Source organism: Streptomyces sp. NBC_00582, from assembly GCF_036345155.1.
Classification (GTDB): domain Bacteria; phylum Actinomycetota; class Actinomycetes; order Streptomycetales; family Streptomycetaceae; genus Streptomyces.
The window spans coordinates 1,566,051-1,578,652 of the sequence record NZ_CP107772.1; the positions used below are offsets into that span (position 1 = coordinate 1,566,051).

The window sequence follows — 12,602 nt, forward strand, 5'->3', positions numbered from 1 at the left end:
CTCACCCCAGCAGGTCCAGCGCCCGTGGCCAGCCGAAGTCCCCGCCCCGGTACGGATGCCCGAACCGCACGCCCGAACCGCCCAGGCGTATGAGGCTGTCCCGGTAGGCGGGGTGGGCGGCGAGCCCGTCGGAGACGCACGGCAGGACGCCGACCGGGACGCCCTGGCCGGTCACCTCGCACAGGGTGCCGAGGGCGAGGGTGTCGGCGATGCCCGCCGCCCATTTGTTGATGGTGTTGAAGGTGGCTGGGGCGACGACGACCGCGTCCGGGTCCGGGAAGGGACGCGGGTCGCCGGGGCGCCGCCAGGCGGAGCGGATCGGGTGGCCGGTCTGTGTCTCCACGGCGGCGGTGTCGAAGAAGCCGTTCATGGCGTGCGGGGTCGCGACGACCCCGACGCGCCACCGGCGTTCCTGGGCGGCGGTGATCAGTGTGCCGACGCCCGAGGCGATGCCGGCGGCGCAGACGACGACGTAGAGGAAGGGCGGCTTCTCGTCCTGTTCGGTCACCCGGGAACCCTATGCGAGCGGAAAGGACAGCCCCCGTTCGGCCGCGGGGCGCGGGCCGTTCAGACGGCGCTCCTTCTCCTCGATCGGCACGTCGTTGATGCTGGCCTCGCGGCGGGTCATCAGACCGCGCTCGTCGAACTCCCACAGTTCGTTGCCGTACGAGCGCCACCACCGGCCGTCGGCGTCCCGTGACTCGTACTGGAAGCGGACGGCGATGCGGTTCCCGTCGAACGCCCACAGGTCCTTGCGCAGGGCGTACTCGTGCTCGCGCGCCCACTTGGCGGTGAGGAAGTCGACGATGGCGGCGCGGCCGGTGAGGAAGGTGTCGCGGTTGCGCCAGACGGAGTCCTCGGAGTAGGCGAGCGCGACACGGTGCGGATCGCGGGTGTTCCAGGCGTCCTCGGCGGCCTGGACCTTCTGCGCGGCGGTCTCCCGGGTGAAGGGCGGGAAGGGCGGGCGCGGTTCCGACATGGGGGCTCCCTGGGTGCTCAACGATGGAGAACGTGCGTTCTCCGGTATGCTGCCCACCGTAGAGAACGGACGTTCTCCGCGTCAAGGAGAGCGCAGGGAGAGTCAGGGGCACAGGGTGGTGGCGATGGACGGGGCGACAGCCCGCGAACAGGCGCTCGACGCCGCCGAGACGCTGTTCTACGGGCGGGGTGTGCAGTCCGTGGGGATGGACGAGGTCAGGGCCGCCTCAGGGGTGTCGCTCAAGCGGATGTACCAGCTGTTCCCCGCGAAGGAGCTGCTGGTGGAGGCCTACCTGGAGCGGCGGGACGCGCGCTGGCGGGGGCGGCTCGCGGAGTTCGTCGAGCGGCGGGAGGATCCCCGGGAGCGGATCCTGGCGGTGTTCGACTGGCTGGAGGAGTGGTTCGGTGAGCCGGACTTCCGGGGCTGTGCCTGGATCAACGCCTACGGCGAGCTGGGCGCGACCTCGGAGCGGGTGGCGGACCGGGTTCGGGCGCACAAGCGGGCGTTCCGGGAGTACCTCGGCGCGCTGGTCGAGGGCGCCGGGCTGCCCGGCGCCCTGACCGGGCCGCTGTTCCTGCTGGCCGAGGGCGCGATGGTGACGGCCGGGATCACCGGGGGGACGGCACCGGCGGCGGAGGCGCGGGAGGCGGCCCGGTCGCTGCTGGGGTGAGCGTCAGGCGAGGGGCAGGGGATCGCGCAGGTCCACCCCGAACCCGGCGCGGTCGAGGACGCCGGCGCCGAGCTCGCTCAGCGCTGGGGTGAGCGTCAGGCGAGGGGCAGGGGATCGCGCAGGTCCACCCCGAACCCGGCGCGGTCGAGGACGCCGGCGCCGAGCTCGCTCAGCAGCGCCGGCACGAGCGGGGTGCCGTCGCCGGGCAGCGGTACGGCCTCGGTCGTGGCGGCGACCTCGTCCAGGTCGGCCGGCCCCTGCCCGGCCGGGAGTTCGACGCGGGCCCGGAACACCGGCCGCCCCTCCACCGCGGCGAGGGTGAAGACGGGGTCGACGGCGGTGCGCAGGCCCACCTGCGCGGCGAAGGCGCGCTCCCGGGGGTTCTCACCGACGAAGACACAGGCGTCGGCCGGTAGCGCCGGACCGCCGTCCCGGGCGGTGGCGGCGACCGCCCGCCGGAAGATGTCGGGGCTGTCCTTGGCGCCCCACAGGACGAGCGCGGCGTCCGTGAAGCGGCCCGGGAACGCGGAGTGCAGGGCGGCCGCGGCGCGTGCGGCGGCGTCCTCGCCCGGGCCGGGGTCGGACAGGATCCCCTTGCGCACCTCGCGGAAGGCGTCGAGCACGGCCGGTACCCGCGGGCGGGGCCGCAGGGTCAGGGAGCCGTCGGCGTCCACCTCTGCGTCGGCGAGGGTCGCTCCGATGTCGAAGAAGAGCACGGGCATGTCGGCGCCTCCGCGGGGTGATCCGGTTCCCCCGTCGACCCTGGCCCATTGGGCCGTGTGCAGCAACCCGGGCGGCGATCCGCCGGGGGCGCACGAAAGCTTGCCTTCCTGGCCGTTCACACTCCGGGAGCCCCCATGCCCCTGCGTTCGTCCCCCGTCCTTCCTCCCCCGCTCCCGCGGCGGGCACGGGCCCTGTCCGTCCTCGTGGTGTGCCTGGGGGCGCTGGCCCCGGCCGCCGCGGCCGTCCCCGTCGGCGCCGCCACGGGGACGCCCGACGACCGTGCGCTGCAGCGACGGCTGGAAGCGTTCGTCGACGGTCCCGGCGGACCGCCCGGCGCCATCGCCGTGCTGCGCCGGGACGGCAGGACCCGGGTCGTACGGGCCGGGGTCGCCGACCTCGACACCGGACGGCGGCCCCGGACCTCCGACCACATGCGGATCGCGAGCACGGCCAAGGCGTTCAGCGGGGCGGTGGCGCTGAGCCTGGTCGACCGCCACCGCCTCCGACTGAACGACACCCTGCGCAAGCGGCTGCCCCGACTCCCCTCCGCCTGGGGCAAGGTGACGCTCCGTCAGCTCCTCGACCACACCAGCGGACTGCCGGACTACACGGAGTCCCCGGTGTTCCGGGCCCAGGTGCGGGCCGACCCGCACCGTCGCTTCGACCCGCACCATCTGCTCGACTACGTGGCCGACCGGCCGCTGCGCTTCCGGCCCGGGAGCCGGTACCACTACTCCAACTCCGACAACATCGCCGTCGCGCTGATGGCGGAGGCGGTCACCGGTACGCCGTACGAGAAGCTGCTGCGCACGCTGGTGTACCGGCCGCTGGGCCTGCGCGACACCAGCCTGCCGCAGGGCTACCGGCTGCCCGTGCCCCATCTCCACGGGTACGACGTCTCCCCGCCCGGGCCGCCCGTGGACGTCAGCGAGGTGCTGAGCGCCTCCGGCGCCTGGGCGTCCGGCGGGATCGTCTCCACCCCCGCCGACCTGACCCGGTTCGTCCGCGGCTACGCCGGGGGCGCGCTGTACGGCAAGGCGGTCGTGCGGGAGCAACGGCGGTGGCGGTCCGGGGCGTCCGAGCCGGCCGGGCCGGGGCGCAACTCCACCGGCCTCGGCATCTTCCGGTATCGGACGCGCTGCGGTGTGGTGCTCGGGCACACCGGCAACTTCCCCGGGTACACCCAGCTCATGGCCGCGACCCCGGACGGCCGCCGCTCGCTGACGTTCTCGGTGACCAGCCAGATCAACAAGGAGCAGACGCCCGCCGTGCTGGGGCGGATGCGGGCCCTCGAGGAGGACTTCGTCTGCGCGCTGCTGAAGGGCGGGCGCTGAGTCGAGGGGCCGGCCGGGGTCCTCGGCTCACGCCTCCGGTTCCGGCACCCTGATCGCGCCGACCGGGCAGGCCCGCGCGGCCTCGCGGACCATCGGGTCCCCGCCGCCGTCCTCCCGGCCGGGCAGCAGGGTGCTGTAGCCGTCGTCGTCCTGGGTGAAGACACCCGGGGCGGCCAGGGCGCACTGGCCGGCGCCGATGCAGACGTCCGTGTCGATGCGGATACGGGTGCGGGGAGGGGTCTCCCTGTGCATGGCGGGCGCCTCTCACCAGGTCACGGGGAGGTCGAGCATCCCCTGGATGGTGTCGCCGGGCTTCCAGCGGACCTCGTCGGCCGGGATGGCGAGCCGCAGGCCGGGCAGGCGCGCGAGGAGGGTGCCGAGGGCGATCTCCAGCTCGGCGCGGGCGAGGTTCTGGCCGAGGCACTGGTGGATGCCGAAGCCGAACGCCACATGGTGGCGGGCGGCGCGGTGCCAGTCCAGGGTGTCGGGTGCGGGGAAGGTGTGCTCGTCGCGGTTGATGACCGAGGTCGAGAAGACCACCCCGTCCCCGGCCCGGATGGTCGTGCCGGCGATCTCGATGTCCTCGGTGGCCAGCCGCAGCAGCCCGTCCGCGATGGACAGCATCCGCATCAGCTCCTCGACGGCCGCCGGCAGCAGCGTGGGGTCGGCGCGCAGTTCGGCCAGCCGGTCGGGGTGCCGGAGCAGGGTGTACGTGCCGAGGGAGATCATGTTGGCGGTCGTCTCGTGGCCGGCGACCAGCAGGATGACGGCCAGGGCGATCGCGCCCTCGCGGTCCACCGTGCCGTCGCGCAGTCGCTCGTGGACGAGGGCGTCGAGGACGCCGTCGCCGGGCGGGCCGTCCAGCTTGCGGTCGATCAGCGCGCCGAGGTAGGCGTCGAGCCGCTCGCGGGCCTCCACCACCTGAGCGGGCACCCTGCTGCGCAGCATGCGCCGGGACTGCTCCTCGAAGAACTCGTGGTCCGTGTACGGCACGCCGAGCAGCTCGCAGATCACCGTCGACGGCACCGGCAGCGCGAAGGCCGAGACCAGCTCGGCCGGCGGGCCCTGGGCCAGCATCGCGTCGATCCGCTCGTCGACGATCCGCTGAATGGCCGGCCGGAGCGCGGTGGCGCGTTTCAGGGTGAAGTTCGCCACCAGCATCCGGCGCTGGGCGTGGTGTTCGGGGTCGTCGACGTTGAGCAGGGCTGCCCGGCGGTCGAGGAGCGCCGTGAGACGCGGGGAGGTGGCCGGGTAGCCGGGGCGGGTGCGGTCGGTGGACAGCCGGGGGTCCGCAAGGAGGGCGCGGGCCGCGGCGTGGCCGGTGACGACCCAGGCGGTGCGGCCGTCGTAGAGGGTGACGCGGGACAGCGGGCGGTCGGCGCGCAGGGGGTCGTAGGCCGTGGGCGGGTGGAAGGGGCAGGTCCGGTCCTGGGGGAAGGCGACGGGCTTCGACAGTGGGGGGAGTTCCGACAGTTCCGTCATGAGAGACCTCGCAGACGAAGGGTGCGGCGTACCGCTCGCCATTAGATGCCCCGGGCATCTATAGGACGACAGGGAGTTCGGCCAGATCGGCGAAAGGGACGAGATGGCCGGAACCGACCGCTCCGTGCGGGCGGCGTCGGCCTCCGGACGGGAAAACCGCTTGCCGGCGAGGGGCCGTGGGCCGCAGGATCCGGCCATGTCTCCTTTCGCCGTTCTCCTGCCGCCGATGTCCGACGCCGTCCTTCCGGCGCGGCTCCAGCAGCAGCCCGGCCGTCCCCGGAGGCCCGATCCCGCGCGTCCGTGACGGCCGCGCTCGTCGCGGGCCTGATCGCGGGTTACGGCATCGCCGTGCCCGTCGGGGCCGTCGCGACCTACCTCGTCTCCCTCACCGCCCGGACCTCTCTGCGCACCGGGGCGTGCGCCGCGCTCGGCGTCGCCACCGCCGACGGGCTCTACGCCCTCCTCGCCACCGTCGGCGGGTCCGCGCTCGCCGCCGCGCTGCGGCCCGTGCTGGTGCCGCTGCGCTGGGCCTCGGCCCTGGTGCTGCTGGTGCTCGCGGTGCGCGGCGCGCTGACCGCCGTACGGCAGTACCGGTCCCACCGGCTCGCCACGCGCTCCGTGCCCACCCCGCCGAACGCAGCCCGGGCCTACCTCGGCCTGCTCGGCATCACGCTGCTCAACCCCACCACCGTCGTCTACTTCGCCGCGCTGGTGCTGGGCAGCGACACCACGTCCTCCGCACGCCCCCTGGAACAGGGCGTGTTCGTCCTGGCGGCCTTCGCCGCGTCCGCGAGCTGGCAACTCCTGCTGGCCGGCGGCGGCGCCCTGCTGGGCCGGACACTGACCGGCCACCGCGGACGACTGGCGACCGCGCTGGTGTCGAGCGGGGTGATGACGGCGCTGGCCCTGGGGATGGTGATGTAGAGCCGAGGGGCGCTCAGGGGGCGAAGGCCCGGGCGACGGCGAGGCTGTCCTCGTAGACGTGGTGGCGGGTGACGAGGCCGTCGGTGACCGTGAGGTGGAGGGCGAAGCCGGCCCGGTAGGGGCGCCCGGTGGGGGCGGCCGTCTGGCGGATCTCGCCCAGCACCACGGCGTCGGCACCGTCGACGAGGACGCGCTCGACGCGGGTGTCCGCCTCCCCGGGCGTGTGGTGGGCGGCGAGCGTCCGGTAGTGGTCGGCGGCGTCCTCCCGGGTGCCGCGGTGCCGGATCCAGGGCGTCTCGGCGCGGCCGTGCTCGGCCTCGGGCCAGGACAGCCGCCAGTCGACGCCGTCGGCGTACAGCGCGGCGATCCGTTCGGGGTCGCCCTCGGCGATACGGCGCAGCAGTTCCCGGACGACGGCGCGGGTGGCGGTGGCGCTGCCGGGGGTGTCGGTCGGCTCGGTCATGGGCCCGAGTGTGCCGGTGTGGTGCGGGCGGCGCGATGACCCGCGAGGTAAAGGGGCACTCGGGGGGTGGACCGGTGCGGATGAATCACGGGGGCGCCGGTGTTGTAGGGACAGCCGGTCGGACCGACCCGGTGACGGATGCGATGAAGGGGACGGACACCATGCCTCTCGACGGCGAGTACGAGCCCAGCCCGGCCCAGTGGGTGCGCGAGCAGGTGGAGTTGTACGAGAGCTCCGGCGGCACCGAGGGCACGACGCTGAGGGACACGGGAATGCCCGTCATCCTGCTGACCACCCGGGGCGCCCGGAGCGGCAAGCTGCGCAAGACGCCGCTGATGCGGGTGGAGCACGACGGACGGTACGCGCTCGTCGCCTCCCAGGGCGGGGCGCCCACCCACCCGGTCTGGTACCACAACCTCAAGGCCGACCCGGCGGTGGAGCTCCAGGACGGACCCTCACGGCAGGACATGACGGTGCGTGAGATCACCGGGGCGGAGAAGGAGCAGTGGTGGGAGCGTGCCGTCGCGGCCTACCCGCCGTACGCCGACTACCAGAAGAAGACCGACCGGGAGATCCCGGTGTTCGTGGCCGAGCCGACCGCCGGCTGACCCGGCCGGCCGGTCCCGGCGGCGGATGCGTGGAGAAATCCGCCGTCGGCGCGCATGAAGCGGCCCGCACCGGGCACGCGAGGGTCAGGCCCCGCCGCGCTCCCCCGTCGCGGCGGGGCTCTTGCGTGCCTCGGGCGCGGGGCGGTCGGTGACGTCGAGGAAGATCTCGTCCGCCTCGGGGACGGTGTCGGCGAGGGAGCGCTTGATCCGGTCGGCGACCTCCTCGACCCGCTCGCTGTCCAGGCCGGGCATCAGGTCCACACGGGCGGCGACGAGGGCCGTGTCGAGGCCGGTCTTCATGGTGAACAGCGCCTCCACGCTGTCGATCTCCGGCTGGGCGGCCAGCAGGGCCCGGATCCGGGCGTCGGTCTCGGGGTCGGCGGCCTCACCGATGAGCTGGTCGCGGGCCTCCCGTCCGAGGCGGTAGGCGACGTACACGAGGAGCGCGCCGATCGCGAGCGAGGCGGACGCCTCCCACACGACGTTCCCGGTGACCATGTGCAGGACCATGCCGACGGCGGCGAGCGTGACGCCCAGTACGGCGGTGCCGTCCTCGGCCACGACGGTGCGCAGGGCCGGGTCGCGCAGCCGGGAGGTGCCGCCCTGGCGGCGCACCTGGTGCAGGGCGCGCAGCAGGGAGGCGCCCTCGGCGAGGAAGGCGACGCCGAGGACGATCAGGCCGGCCACATAGCCGCTGGTCTTCTCCTCCGCGCCGCTCCTGAGGGCCTCGACGCCCTGGAAGAAGGAGAAGCAGCCGCCCATGACGAAGATCCCCACGGCGGCGAGGAGCGACCAGAAGAAGCGTTCCTTGCCGTAGCCGAAGGGGTGGCGCCGGTCGGCCGGGCGGCGGCTTCGGCGCAGTGCGGCGAGGAGGAACACCTCGTTGAGGCTGTCGGCGACGGAGTGCGCGGCCTCCGACAGCAGCGCGGGAGAGCCCGCGAGCAGACCGCCGGCCGTCTTGGCGGCGGCGATGACGAGGTTGGCGGCGAGCGCCACCAGCACGGTGAGGCGTGTCCTGCGGTCGGCATGGGTGTTCGGCGATGTCCCACTCACGCGAGCCGACTGCCCCGGCATCCCGGGATCACACCGTGCCGTCGGCGGAAAACGGGGAACGCGGTCGACAGAAGGACGCGGACCGTGAGGGTCCCGCGGGGTTCACATCGTGTTCGGGAGGTTCCATGAACGGCGGGGGCGGGGGCAACAGCGCGTACGGGCACCGGCGGTTCCAGCGGTCCCGGAGTCACTTCTCGGACCGGATCACCGCGGACGGCCGGGACGGATGGCCGGTGGCGGCCGGGCGCTACCGTCTGGTGGTCAGCCGTGCCTGCCCGTGGGCGAGCCGGGCGGTGATCTCCCGGCGGCTGCTCGGTCTGGAGGACGCGCTGTCGATGGCGGTGGCCGATCCCCTTCAGGACGACCGCAGCTGGCGCTTCACCCTGGACCCGGACGACCGCGACCCGGTGCTCGGCATCCGGTATCTCAGCGAGGCCTACGACCGGCGGGAGACCGGTTTTCCGGGCGGGGTCAGCGTGCCGGCGATCGTGGACGTGCCCAGCGGCCGGCTGGTGACGAACGACTACCAGCGCATCACCCTCGACCTGGCCACCGAGTGGCGGGCGCTGCACCGGCCTGGGGCGCCCGATCTCTATCCCGAGAAGTGGCGCGAGGAGATCGACACGGTGATGGCCGAGGTGTACGAGGACGTGAACAACGGGGTCTACCGGGCGGGCTTCGCCCACGGGCAGGAGGAGTACGAGGAGGCCTGTACGGCCGTCTTCCGGCGGCTGGAGCTGCTGAGCTCACGGCTGGCCGGGCAGCGCTATCTCGTCGGCGACACGATCACCGAGGCCGATGTGCGGCTGTTCACGACGCTGGTCCGTTTCGACGCCGTCTACCACGGTCACTTCAAGTGCAACCGCTGGAAGCTGACGGAGGACCAGGTGCTGTGGGCGTACGTCCGTGATCTCTACCAGACGCCGGGATTCGGTGACACCGTCGACTTCGACCACATCAAACGGCACTACTACCAGGTGCACTCCGGGATCAATCCGACGAGGATCGTTCCCGTCGGTCCGGACCTGGCGGGCTGGCTCACCCCGCACGGGCGGGAGCGGCTCGGCGGTCGTCCCTTCGGGGACGGCACGGCGCCGGGGCCCGTCCGCGCGGACGAGGAGGTCCCGCCCCGGGGACGGCCCTGAACACTCGAAGCGACTCAAGGAGGAGGACCTCGTGGCACGCAACAAGAAAAGGAAGCTCCCTCTGGTGTACCAGCCCGTCGGCTTCGTCCTCGGCTGGTCGAGCGGCGCGCTGGCCGGGATCGCCTTCCGCAAGGCGTGGAAGGCGATCCGGCACGAGGACGACGCACCCGACGCCCTGGACCGTGATCGCGGCTGGACCGAGATCCTGCTGGCGGCGGCGCTCCAGGGCGCGATCTTCGCCGTGGTCCGCAGCGCGGCCGACCGCACGGGCGCGAAGGCGATCGAGCGGTCGACCGGGTCGTGGCCGACGAAGGACCACGAGGGCCGGCAGTGAGGGGGCCGGTGGTCAGCCCTGTTTCGGGGCCGTGGAGAGGGTGTTGCGGAGGGTGAAGGAGTGGCCCGCCGGGTCGGCGTAGCCGCGTTCCTCGTGCGGGCCGGCCGCCCCCTTGGTGTCCAGGGGGCGGCCGCCGAGGCCGACGATCCTGCGTTCGGCCGCGTCGAGGTCGTCGACGAGGAAGTCGAGGTGCACCTGGAGGGAGTTCTCGGGGCGGGGCCAGCTCGGCGGGGTGGCGTTGGCGTCACGGCGGAAGGCCAGCCGGGTTCCGTCGGCACTCCTGATCTCGACGCGGTTGGCGGACGCGTCGGTCAGCTCGGCGTCCAGGAACCCCTTGTAGAACTCGGCGAGCAGCTCGGGCTCGGCGCAGTCGAGCACGACGACGCCCGCTTTCACCAGTGCCCTGCCTTCTGCCCTGTCTTCGGCCATGTCTTCTCCTCCACGAGGTCGGGGGTGGGTCGGGTCCCGCCCCGGACCTTGCGGATACCCCCGTTTCAGCCGGTCACCAGCCACTCACCGTCGCGCATCACCTCGCACCCCCCGGTCTCCTCCTCACGGGTCCGCCAGGACCGGATCCGTCGCGGGCGGATGAGGAAGTACAGGTGGGGGACGGGCAGTTCGCGGGGGTCGAAGCCGGTCTTGCCCGCGAAGATCTCGGCGTCCTCCTCGGGGAGTTCGGCGGGCGGCACGGGGGCGGCCGTTCCCTCGATCATGACCACGTCGTCGGCGGGGCCGACGGCGAGACGTGCGACGCGGGTGTCGAGGAGGGCGCGGCCGGTGGGGGCGGTGACCGGGGTGGCGACGAGGAGGACGGCTCCGTCCCAGACGTAGGAGAGCGGGGCGAGGTAGGGAGCCGCGCCGTCCTCGGCGGCGGTGGCGACCCAGACGTCGACGTCCTGTTCCAGCCGGTGGAGCGTGTCGTGCTTGCGCTGCAGCGCGGTGCGTGCCGGTGCTCGGGTCATGTCTCCAGTGTGGCCGGGGCCGGCCCCCGCGCACTCCGGGACCTGGTACCCCGACTGGACTTCCTGGACAGATGTCCCGCTATAGTGGACACCTGTCCAAGAAGTTGAGGGAGACCATGGAGATCCTGGCGAACGTTGTCGTCGCGCTGGTGGCGGCGTTGCATCTCTACATCCTGGTGATGGAGATGTTCCTGTGGCAGAAGAAGCCTGGCATGGGCTTCCACGGGTTCGACGCGGAGCTGGCGCGGCGGACCGCCCCGATGGCCGCCAACCAGGGGCTGTACAACGGGTTCCTGGCGGCGGGGCTGGTCTGGGGGCTCGTCGCCTCGGATCCCACGGGGTTCGCGGCGCAGGTGTTCTTCCTGTCCTGTGTGATCGTCGCGGGCGTGTACGGCGCGGTCACCGCCAACCGGCGGATCCTGGTCGCCCAGGCACTGCCCGGTGCGCTCGCCCTGGCCGCCGTCCTGATCGCGCAGTGATCCGGGCGGAGGCCGAGGACCCGCGGGCCGCCCGCACGCGGGCGCGGCTGCGGGCCGCACTGCTCGCGGAGTGCGCGGAGCGGCCCCTGGAGGAGGTCGGGGTGGCCGCGCTGGTGCGGCGGGCCGGTGTCGGCCGGGCCACCTTCTATGTGCACTATCCCGACCTGGAGGCCCTCGCCGTCGACGCCTGCGCCGATGTGGTGCGCGAGGCCGTGGAGGCGTTGCACGCCTGGCAGGGGCGGCCCGATCCGGTGCGGGCGCCCGCCGCGCTCGCGGAGTTCTTCGCCTCGCTCACCCCGCACGCCCCCCTGTACCGGACCCTGCTCGCGCCGGGCGGCGGCGGGCCGCTCGGCCGGGTGCTGCACCGGGACCTGCGAGCCTACAGCCTGCGGGAGCGGGAGCGGGCCGGTGCGGCGGACGCCCCGCTGGTGGCCTCCGCCGTCGCCGCGACGTTCGCGGGTGTCCTGGCCGACTGGCTGCACGGCGATCTCGGCGGCACCCCCGCCGAGATCGCCGACCAGGTCTGGCAGTTGCTGGTCGCCCTGCACGCGAGCCGCTGACCGAGACGGTCACAGACAGGCCACCGTCTCCTTGGCCAGCGGCCAGGCCTCGACGCCGTCGGAGGTACGGACGTAGGCCGTCCCACGGTCCTCGGTCAGCCACAGGTGCCAGTCGTGGTAGCGGTATCCGGTGTCACGGGCGTCGGCCGGCAGGGAGACGTCACCGTCGTACGGCGCGGTCAGCAGCTCCTCCGCGATCACGCCGTCGGGGTCCCGGACGTACTGCCGGTGGTCCTCGCCCCGGCCCGTCCCGAGGAAGTGCGCGCTCTGCCAGTCGCAGTGCCCGGCGCCCGCGTAGCTGACGAGGGTCGTCGTCGGGACCCGCCTGCCGTCGGGGCCGGTCCAGATCTCCTCGTCGCCGGAGTCGGTGACGCTCGCGGGGAGTTCGGCGGGATCACAGGAGGCGTACGTCTCCGGGCCCCAGCCCGGCCGGTCCTTCTGGTTCCTGGCGACGACGACCGCCACCTTCGTCCGGCCGTCGACGTCGTACGAGTACAGGACCCGGTCGGACTCCTCGCGCTCCGCACGGAATCCGGAGCGCGGCCCCACCGGCTCGAACATCTCGAAGTAGAGCCGCAGCCCGTCCTCGGGGCTGTCGCCGCCGTCGCCCTTCCCCCAGCCGTCGGGCCCGCCGCCCCAGGAGATCTCGCCGTCGCACTCCAGGGCCCGCCCCGCGGCACCCGACGCGGCGAGCAGGGCCTGCGCCGTGTCCTCGTCGAGGGCCCTCGTGGCGATGTCCAGCGGTCCGGCGTACGGCGTCGGCGGCGTCCCCTCGACGACCACGTCCGCCCGCTCCCCCGCCCCGCAGCCCACGGCGGCCATCAGTGTCACCGTCACCACCACCGGTGCCCTGCGCATGTCCGTCCCCGTCCCTTTGGCCGATCCG

At 73.5% G+C, this 12,602-nt stretch carries 18 protein-coding genes; 8 read left to right on the top strand and 10 right to left on the bottom strand.

Annotated elements, in window-relative coordinates:
• Nucleotide 1 precedes the first annotated feature (1 nt).
• Together OG852_RS06400 and OG852_RS06405 are read right to left on the bottom strand one after the other, a co-directional pair.
• Nucleotides 2-508 (bottom strand): flavoprotein, encoded by a 507-nt coding sequence (locus OG852_RS06400; RefSeq protein ID WP_133915550.1) that lies wholly within the window; start codon nt 506-508, stop codon nt 2-4.
• 9 nt (nt 509-517) lie between these two features.
• Nucleotides 518-979, bottom strand: coding sequence for a nuclear transport factor 2 family protein (locus OG852_RS06405; RefSeq protein ID WP_133915551.1), 462 nt, complete (start codon nt 977-979; stop codon nt 518-520).
• A 124-nt stretch (nt 980-1,103) separates the two neighbouring features.
• Between OG852_RS06405 and OG852_RS06410 the strand changes: the two genes are divergently transcribed.
• Entirely contained in the window at nt 1,104-1,649 is a 546-nt protein-coding gene (locus tag OG852_RS06410) for a TetR/AcrR family transcriptional regulator (protein ID WP_330347319.1), read from the top strand.
• Nucleotides 1,650-1,744: 95 nt separating this feature from the next.
• On the opposite strand, the gene OG852_RS06415 is transcribed toward OG852_RS06410, so the two are convergent.
• Nucleotides 1,745-2,371: an HAD family hydrolase gene (locus OG852_RS06415; RefSeq protein ID WP_330347320.1), complete on the bottom strand. Its 627-nt coding sequence runs from the start codon at nt 2,369-2,371 to the stop codon at nt 1,745-1,747.
• Between the two features lie 135 nt (nt 2,372-2,506).
• Between OG852_RS06415 and OG852_RS06420 the strand changes: the two genes are divergently transcribed.
• Entirely contained in the window at nt 2,507-3,706 is a 1,200-nt protein-coding gene (locus tag OG852_RS06420; RefSeq protein ID WP_330347321.1) for a serine hydrolase domain-containing protein, read from the top strand.
• 27 nt (nt 3,707-3,733) lie between these two features.
• Here the strand turns inward: OG852_RS06420 and OG852_RS06425 are convergent, their stop codons facing one another.
• Nucleotides 3,734-3,958, bottom strand: coding sequence for a ferredoxin (locus OG852_RS06425; RefSeq protein ID WP_133915555.1), 225 nt, complete (start codon nt 3,956-3,958; stop codon nt 3,734-3,736).
• A gap of 12 nt (nt 3,959-3,970) precedes the next feature.
• Nucleotides 3,971-5,188, bottom strand: a complete 1,218-nt coding sequence (locus OG852_RS06430) for a cytochrome P450 (RefSeq protein WP_330347322.1) — start codon at nt 5,186-5,188, stop codon at nt 3,971-3,973.
• A gap of 300 nt (nt 5,189-5,488) precedes the next feature.
• Here OG852_RS06430 and OG852_RS06435 point away from each other — a divergent pair, with 300 nt between their 5' ends.
• A complete protein-coding gene (locus tag OG852_RS06435; RefSeq protein WP_133915557.1) occupies nt 5,489-6,112 on the top strand; it encodes a LysE family transporter in 624 nt (207 codons plus the stop codon).
• Between the two features lie 13 nt (nt 6,113-6,125).
• Here OG852_RS06435 and OG852_RS06440 read toward each other — a convergent pair whose 3' ends face one another.
• The gene (locus tag OG852_RS06440) at nt 6,126-6,575 is read right to left on the bottom strand and encodes a nuclear transport factor 2 family protein (protein WP_133915558.1); all 450 of its coding nucleotides are present in this window, start codon (nt 6,573-6,575) and stop codon (nt 6,126-6,128) included.
• Nucleotides 6,576-6,736: 161 nt separating this feature from the next.
• On the opposite strand from OG852_RS06440, the gene OG852_RS06445 reads away from it, so the two are divergent.
• The gene (locus OG852_RS06445) at nt 6,737-7,183 is read left to right on the top strand and encodes a nitroreductase family deazaflavin-dependent oxidoreductase (protein ID WP_133915559.1); all 447 of its coding nucleotides are present in this window, start codon (nt 6,737-6,739) and stop codon (nt 7,181-7,183) included.
• A gap of 84 nt (nt 7,184-7,267) precedes the next feature.
• On the opposite strand, the gene OG852_RS06450 is transcribed toward OG852_RS06445, so the two are convergent.
• Nucleotides 7,268-8,257 (bottom strand): cation diffusion facilitator family transporter, encoded by a 990-nt coding sequence (locus OG852_RS06450; RefSeq protein ID WP_133915560.1) that lies wholly within the window; start codon nt 8,255-8,257, stop codon nt 7,268-7,270.
• Between the two features lie 104 nt (nt 8,258-8,361).
• Here OG852_RS06450 and OG852_RS06455 point away from each other — a divergent pair, with 104 nt between their 5' ends.
• Together OG852_RS06455 and OG852_RS06460 are read left to right on the top strand one after the other, a co-directional pair.
• The gene (locus OG852_RS06455; protein WP_133915561.1) at nt 8,362-9,381 is read left to right on the top strand and encodes a glutathione S-transferase family protein; all 1,020 of its coding nucleotides are present in this window, start codon (nt 8,362-8,364) and stop codon (nt 9,379-9,381) included.
• Nucleotides 9,382-9,412: 31 nt separating this feature from the next.
• Nucleotides 9,413-9,715 carry a DUF4235 domain-containing protein gene (locus OG852_RS06460; protein WP_133915562.1) on the top strand — a complete coding sequence of 101 codons (303 nt, stop codon included), beginning with the start codon at nt 9,413-9,415 and terminating at the stop codon, nt 9,713-9,715.
• A gap of 12 nt (nt 9,716-9,727) precedes the next feature.
• Here OG852_RS06460 and OG852_RS06465 read toward each other — a convergent pair whose 3' ends face one another.
• Nucleotides 9,728-10,144 (bottom strand): VOC family protein, encoded by a 417-nt coding sequence (locus tag OG852_RS06465; RefSeq protein WP_133915563.1) that lies wholly within the window; start codon nt 10,142-10,144, stop codon nt 9,728-9,730.
• A gap of 65 nt (nt 10,145-10,209) precedes the next feature.
• Entirely contained in the window at nt 10,210-10,677 is a 468-nt protein-coding gene (locus tag OG852_RS06470; protein ID WP_133915564.1) for a pyridoxamine 5'-phosphate oxidase family protein, read from the bottom strand.
• Nucleotides 10,678-10,793: 116 nt separating this feature from the next.
• Here OG852_RS06470 and OG852_RS06475 point away from each other — a divergent pair, with 116 nt between their 5' ends.
• Together OG852_RS06475 and OG852_RS06480 are read left to right on the top strand one after the other, a co-directional pair.
• Nucleotides 10,794-11,156, top strand: coding sequence for a DUF1304 domain-containing protein (locus OG852_RS06475; RefSeq protein ID WP_133915565.1), 363 nt, complete (start codon nt 10,794-10,796; stop codon nt 11,154-11,156).
• Nucleotides 11,153-11,716 carry a TetR/AcrR family transcriptional regulator gene (locus OG852_RS06480; RefSeq protein ID WP_133915566.1) on the top strand — a complete coding sequence of 188 codons (564 nt, stop codon included), beginning with the start codon at nt 11,153-11,155 and terminating at the stop codon, nt 11,714-11,716. Before OG852_RS06475 ends, OG852_RS06480 begins: the two co-directional genes overlap by 4 nt.
• Nucleotides 11,717-11,725: 9 nt before the next feature.
• Here OG852_RS06480 and OG852_RS06485 read toward each other — a convergent pair whose 3' ends face one another.
• Nucleotides 11,726-12,574, bottom strand: coding sequence for a hypothetical protein (locus OG852_RS06485; RefSeq protein WP_330347323.1), 849 nt, complete (start codon nt 12,572-12,574; stop codon nt 11,726-11,728).
• Nucleotides 12,575-12,602: the final 28 nt, after the last annotated feature.

Bases quoted from the DNA above. Each gene is read 5' to 3' on its own strand.
- OG852_RS06405 (WP_133915551.1), bottom strand. From the start codon at position 979: ATGTCGGAACCGCGCCCGCCCTTCCCGCCCTTCACCCGGGAGACCGCC.
- OG852_RS06410 (WP_330347319.1), top strand. From the start codon at position 1,104: ATGGACGGGGCGACAGCCCGCGAACAGGCGCTCGACGCCGCCGAGACG.
- OG852_RS06415 (WP_330347320.1), bottom strand. From the start codon at position 2,371: ATGCCCGTGCTCTTCTTCGACATCGGAGCGACCCTCGCCGACGCAGAG.
- OG852_RS06420 (WP_330347321.1), top strand. From the start codon at position 2,507: ATGCCCCTGCGTTCGTCCCCCGTCCTTCCTCCCCCGCTCCCGCGGCGG.
- OG852_RS06425 (WP_133915555.1), bottom strand. From the start codon at position 3,958: ATGCACAGGGAGACCCCTCCCCGCACCCGTATCCGCATCGACACGGAC.
- OG852_RS06430 (WP_330347322.1), bottom strand. From the start codon at position 5,188: ATGACGGAACTGTCGGAACTCCCCCCACTGTCGAAGCCCGTCGCCTTC.
- OG852_RS06440 (WP_133915558.1), bottom strand. From the start codon at position 6,575: ATGACCGAGCCGACCGACACCCCCGGCAGCGCCACCGCCACCCGCGCC.
- OG852_RS06445 (WP_133915559.1), top strand. From the start codon at position 6,737: ATGCCTCTCGACGGCGAGTACGAGCCCAGCCCGGCCCAGTGGGTGCGC.
- OG852_RS06450 (WP_133915560.1), bottom strand. From the start codon at position 8,257: ATGCCGGGGCAGTCGGCTCGCGTGAGTGGGACATCGCCGAACACCCAT.
- OG852_RS06455 (WP_133915561.1), top strand. From the start codon at position 8,362: ATGAACGGCGGGGGCGGGGGCAACAGCGCGTACGGGCACCGGCGGTTC.
- OG852_RS06465 (WP_133915563.1), bottom strand. From the start codon at position 10,144: ATGGCCGAAGACAGGGCAGAAGGCAGGGCACTGGTGAAAGCGGGCGTC.
- OG852_RS06470 (WP_133915564.1), bottom strand. From the start codon at position 10,677: ATGACCCGAGCACCGGCACGCACCGCGCTGCAGCGCAAGCACGACACG.
- OG852_RS06475 (WP_133915565.1), top strand. From the start codon at position 10,794: ATGGAGATCCTGGCGAACGTTGTCGTCGCGCTGGTGGCGGCGTTGCAT.
- OG852_RS06485 (WP_330347323.1), bottom strand. From the start codon at position 12,574: ATGCGCAGGGCACCGGTGGTGGTGACGGTGACACTGATGGCCGCCGTG.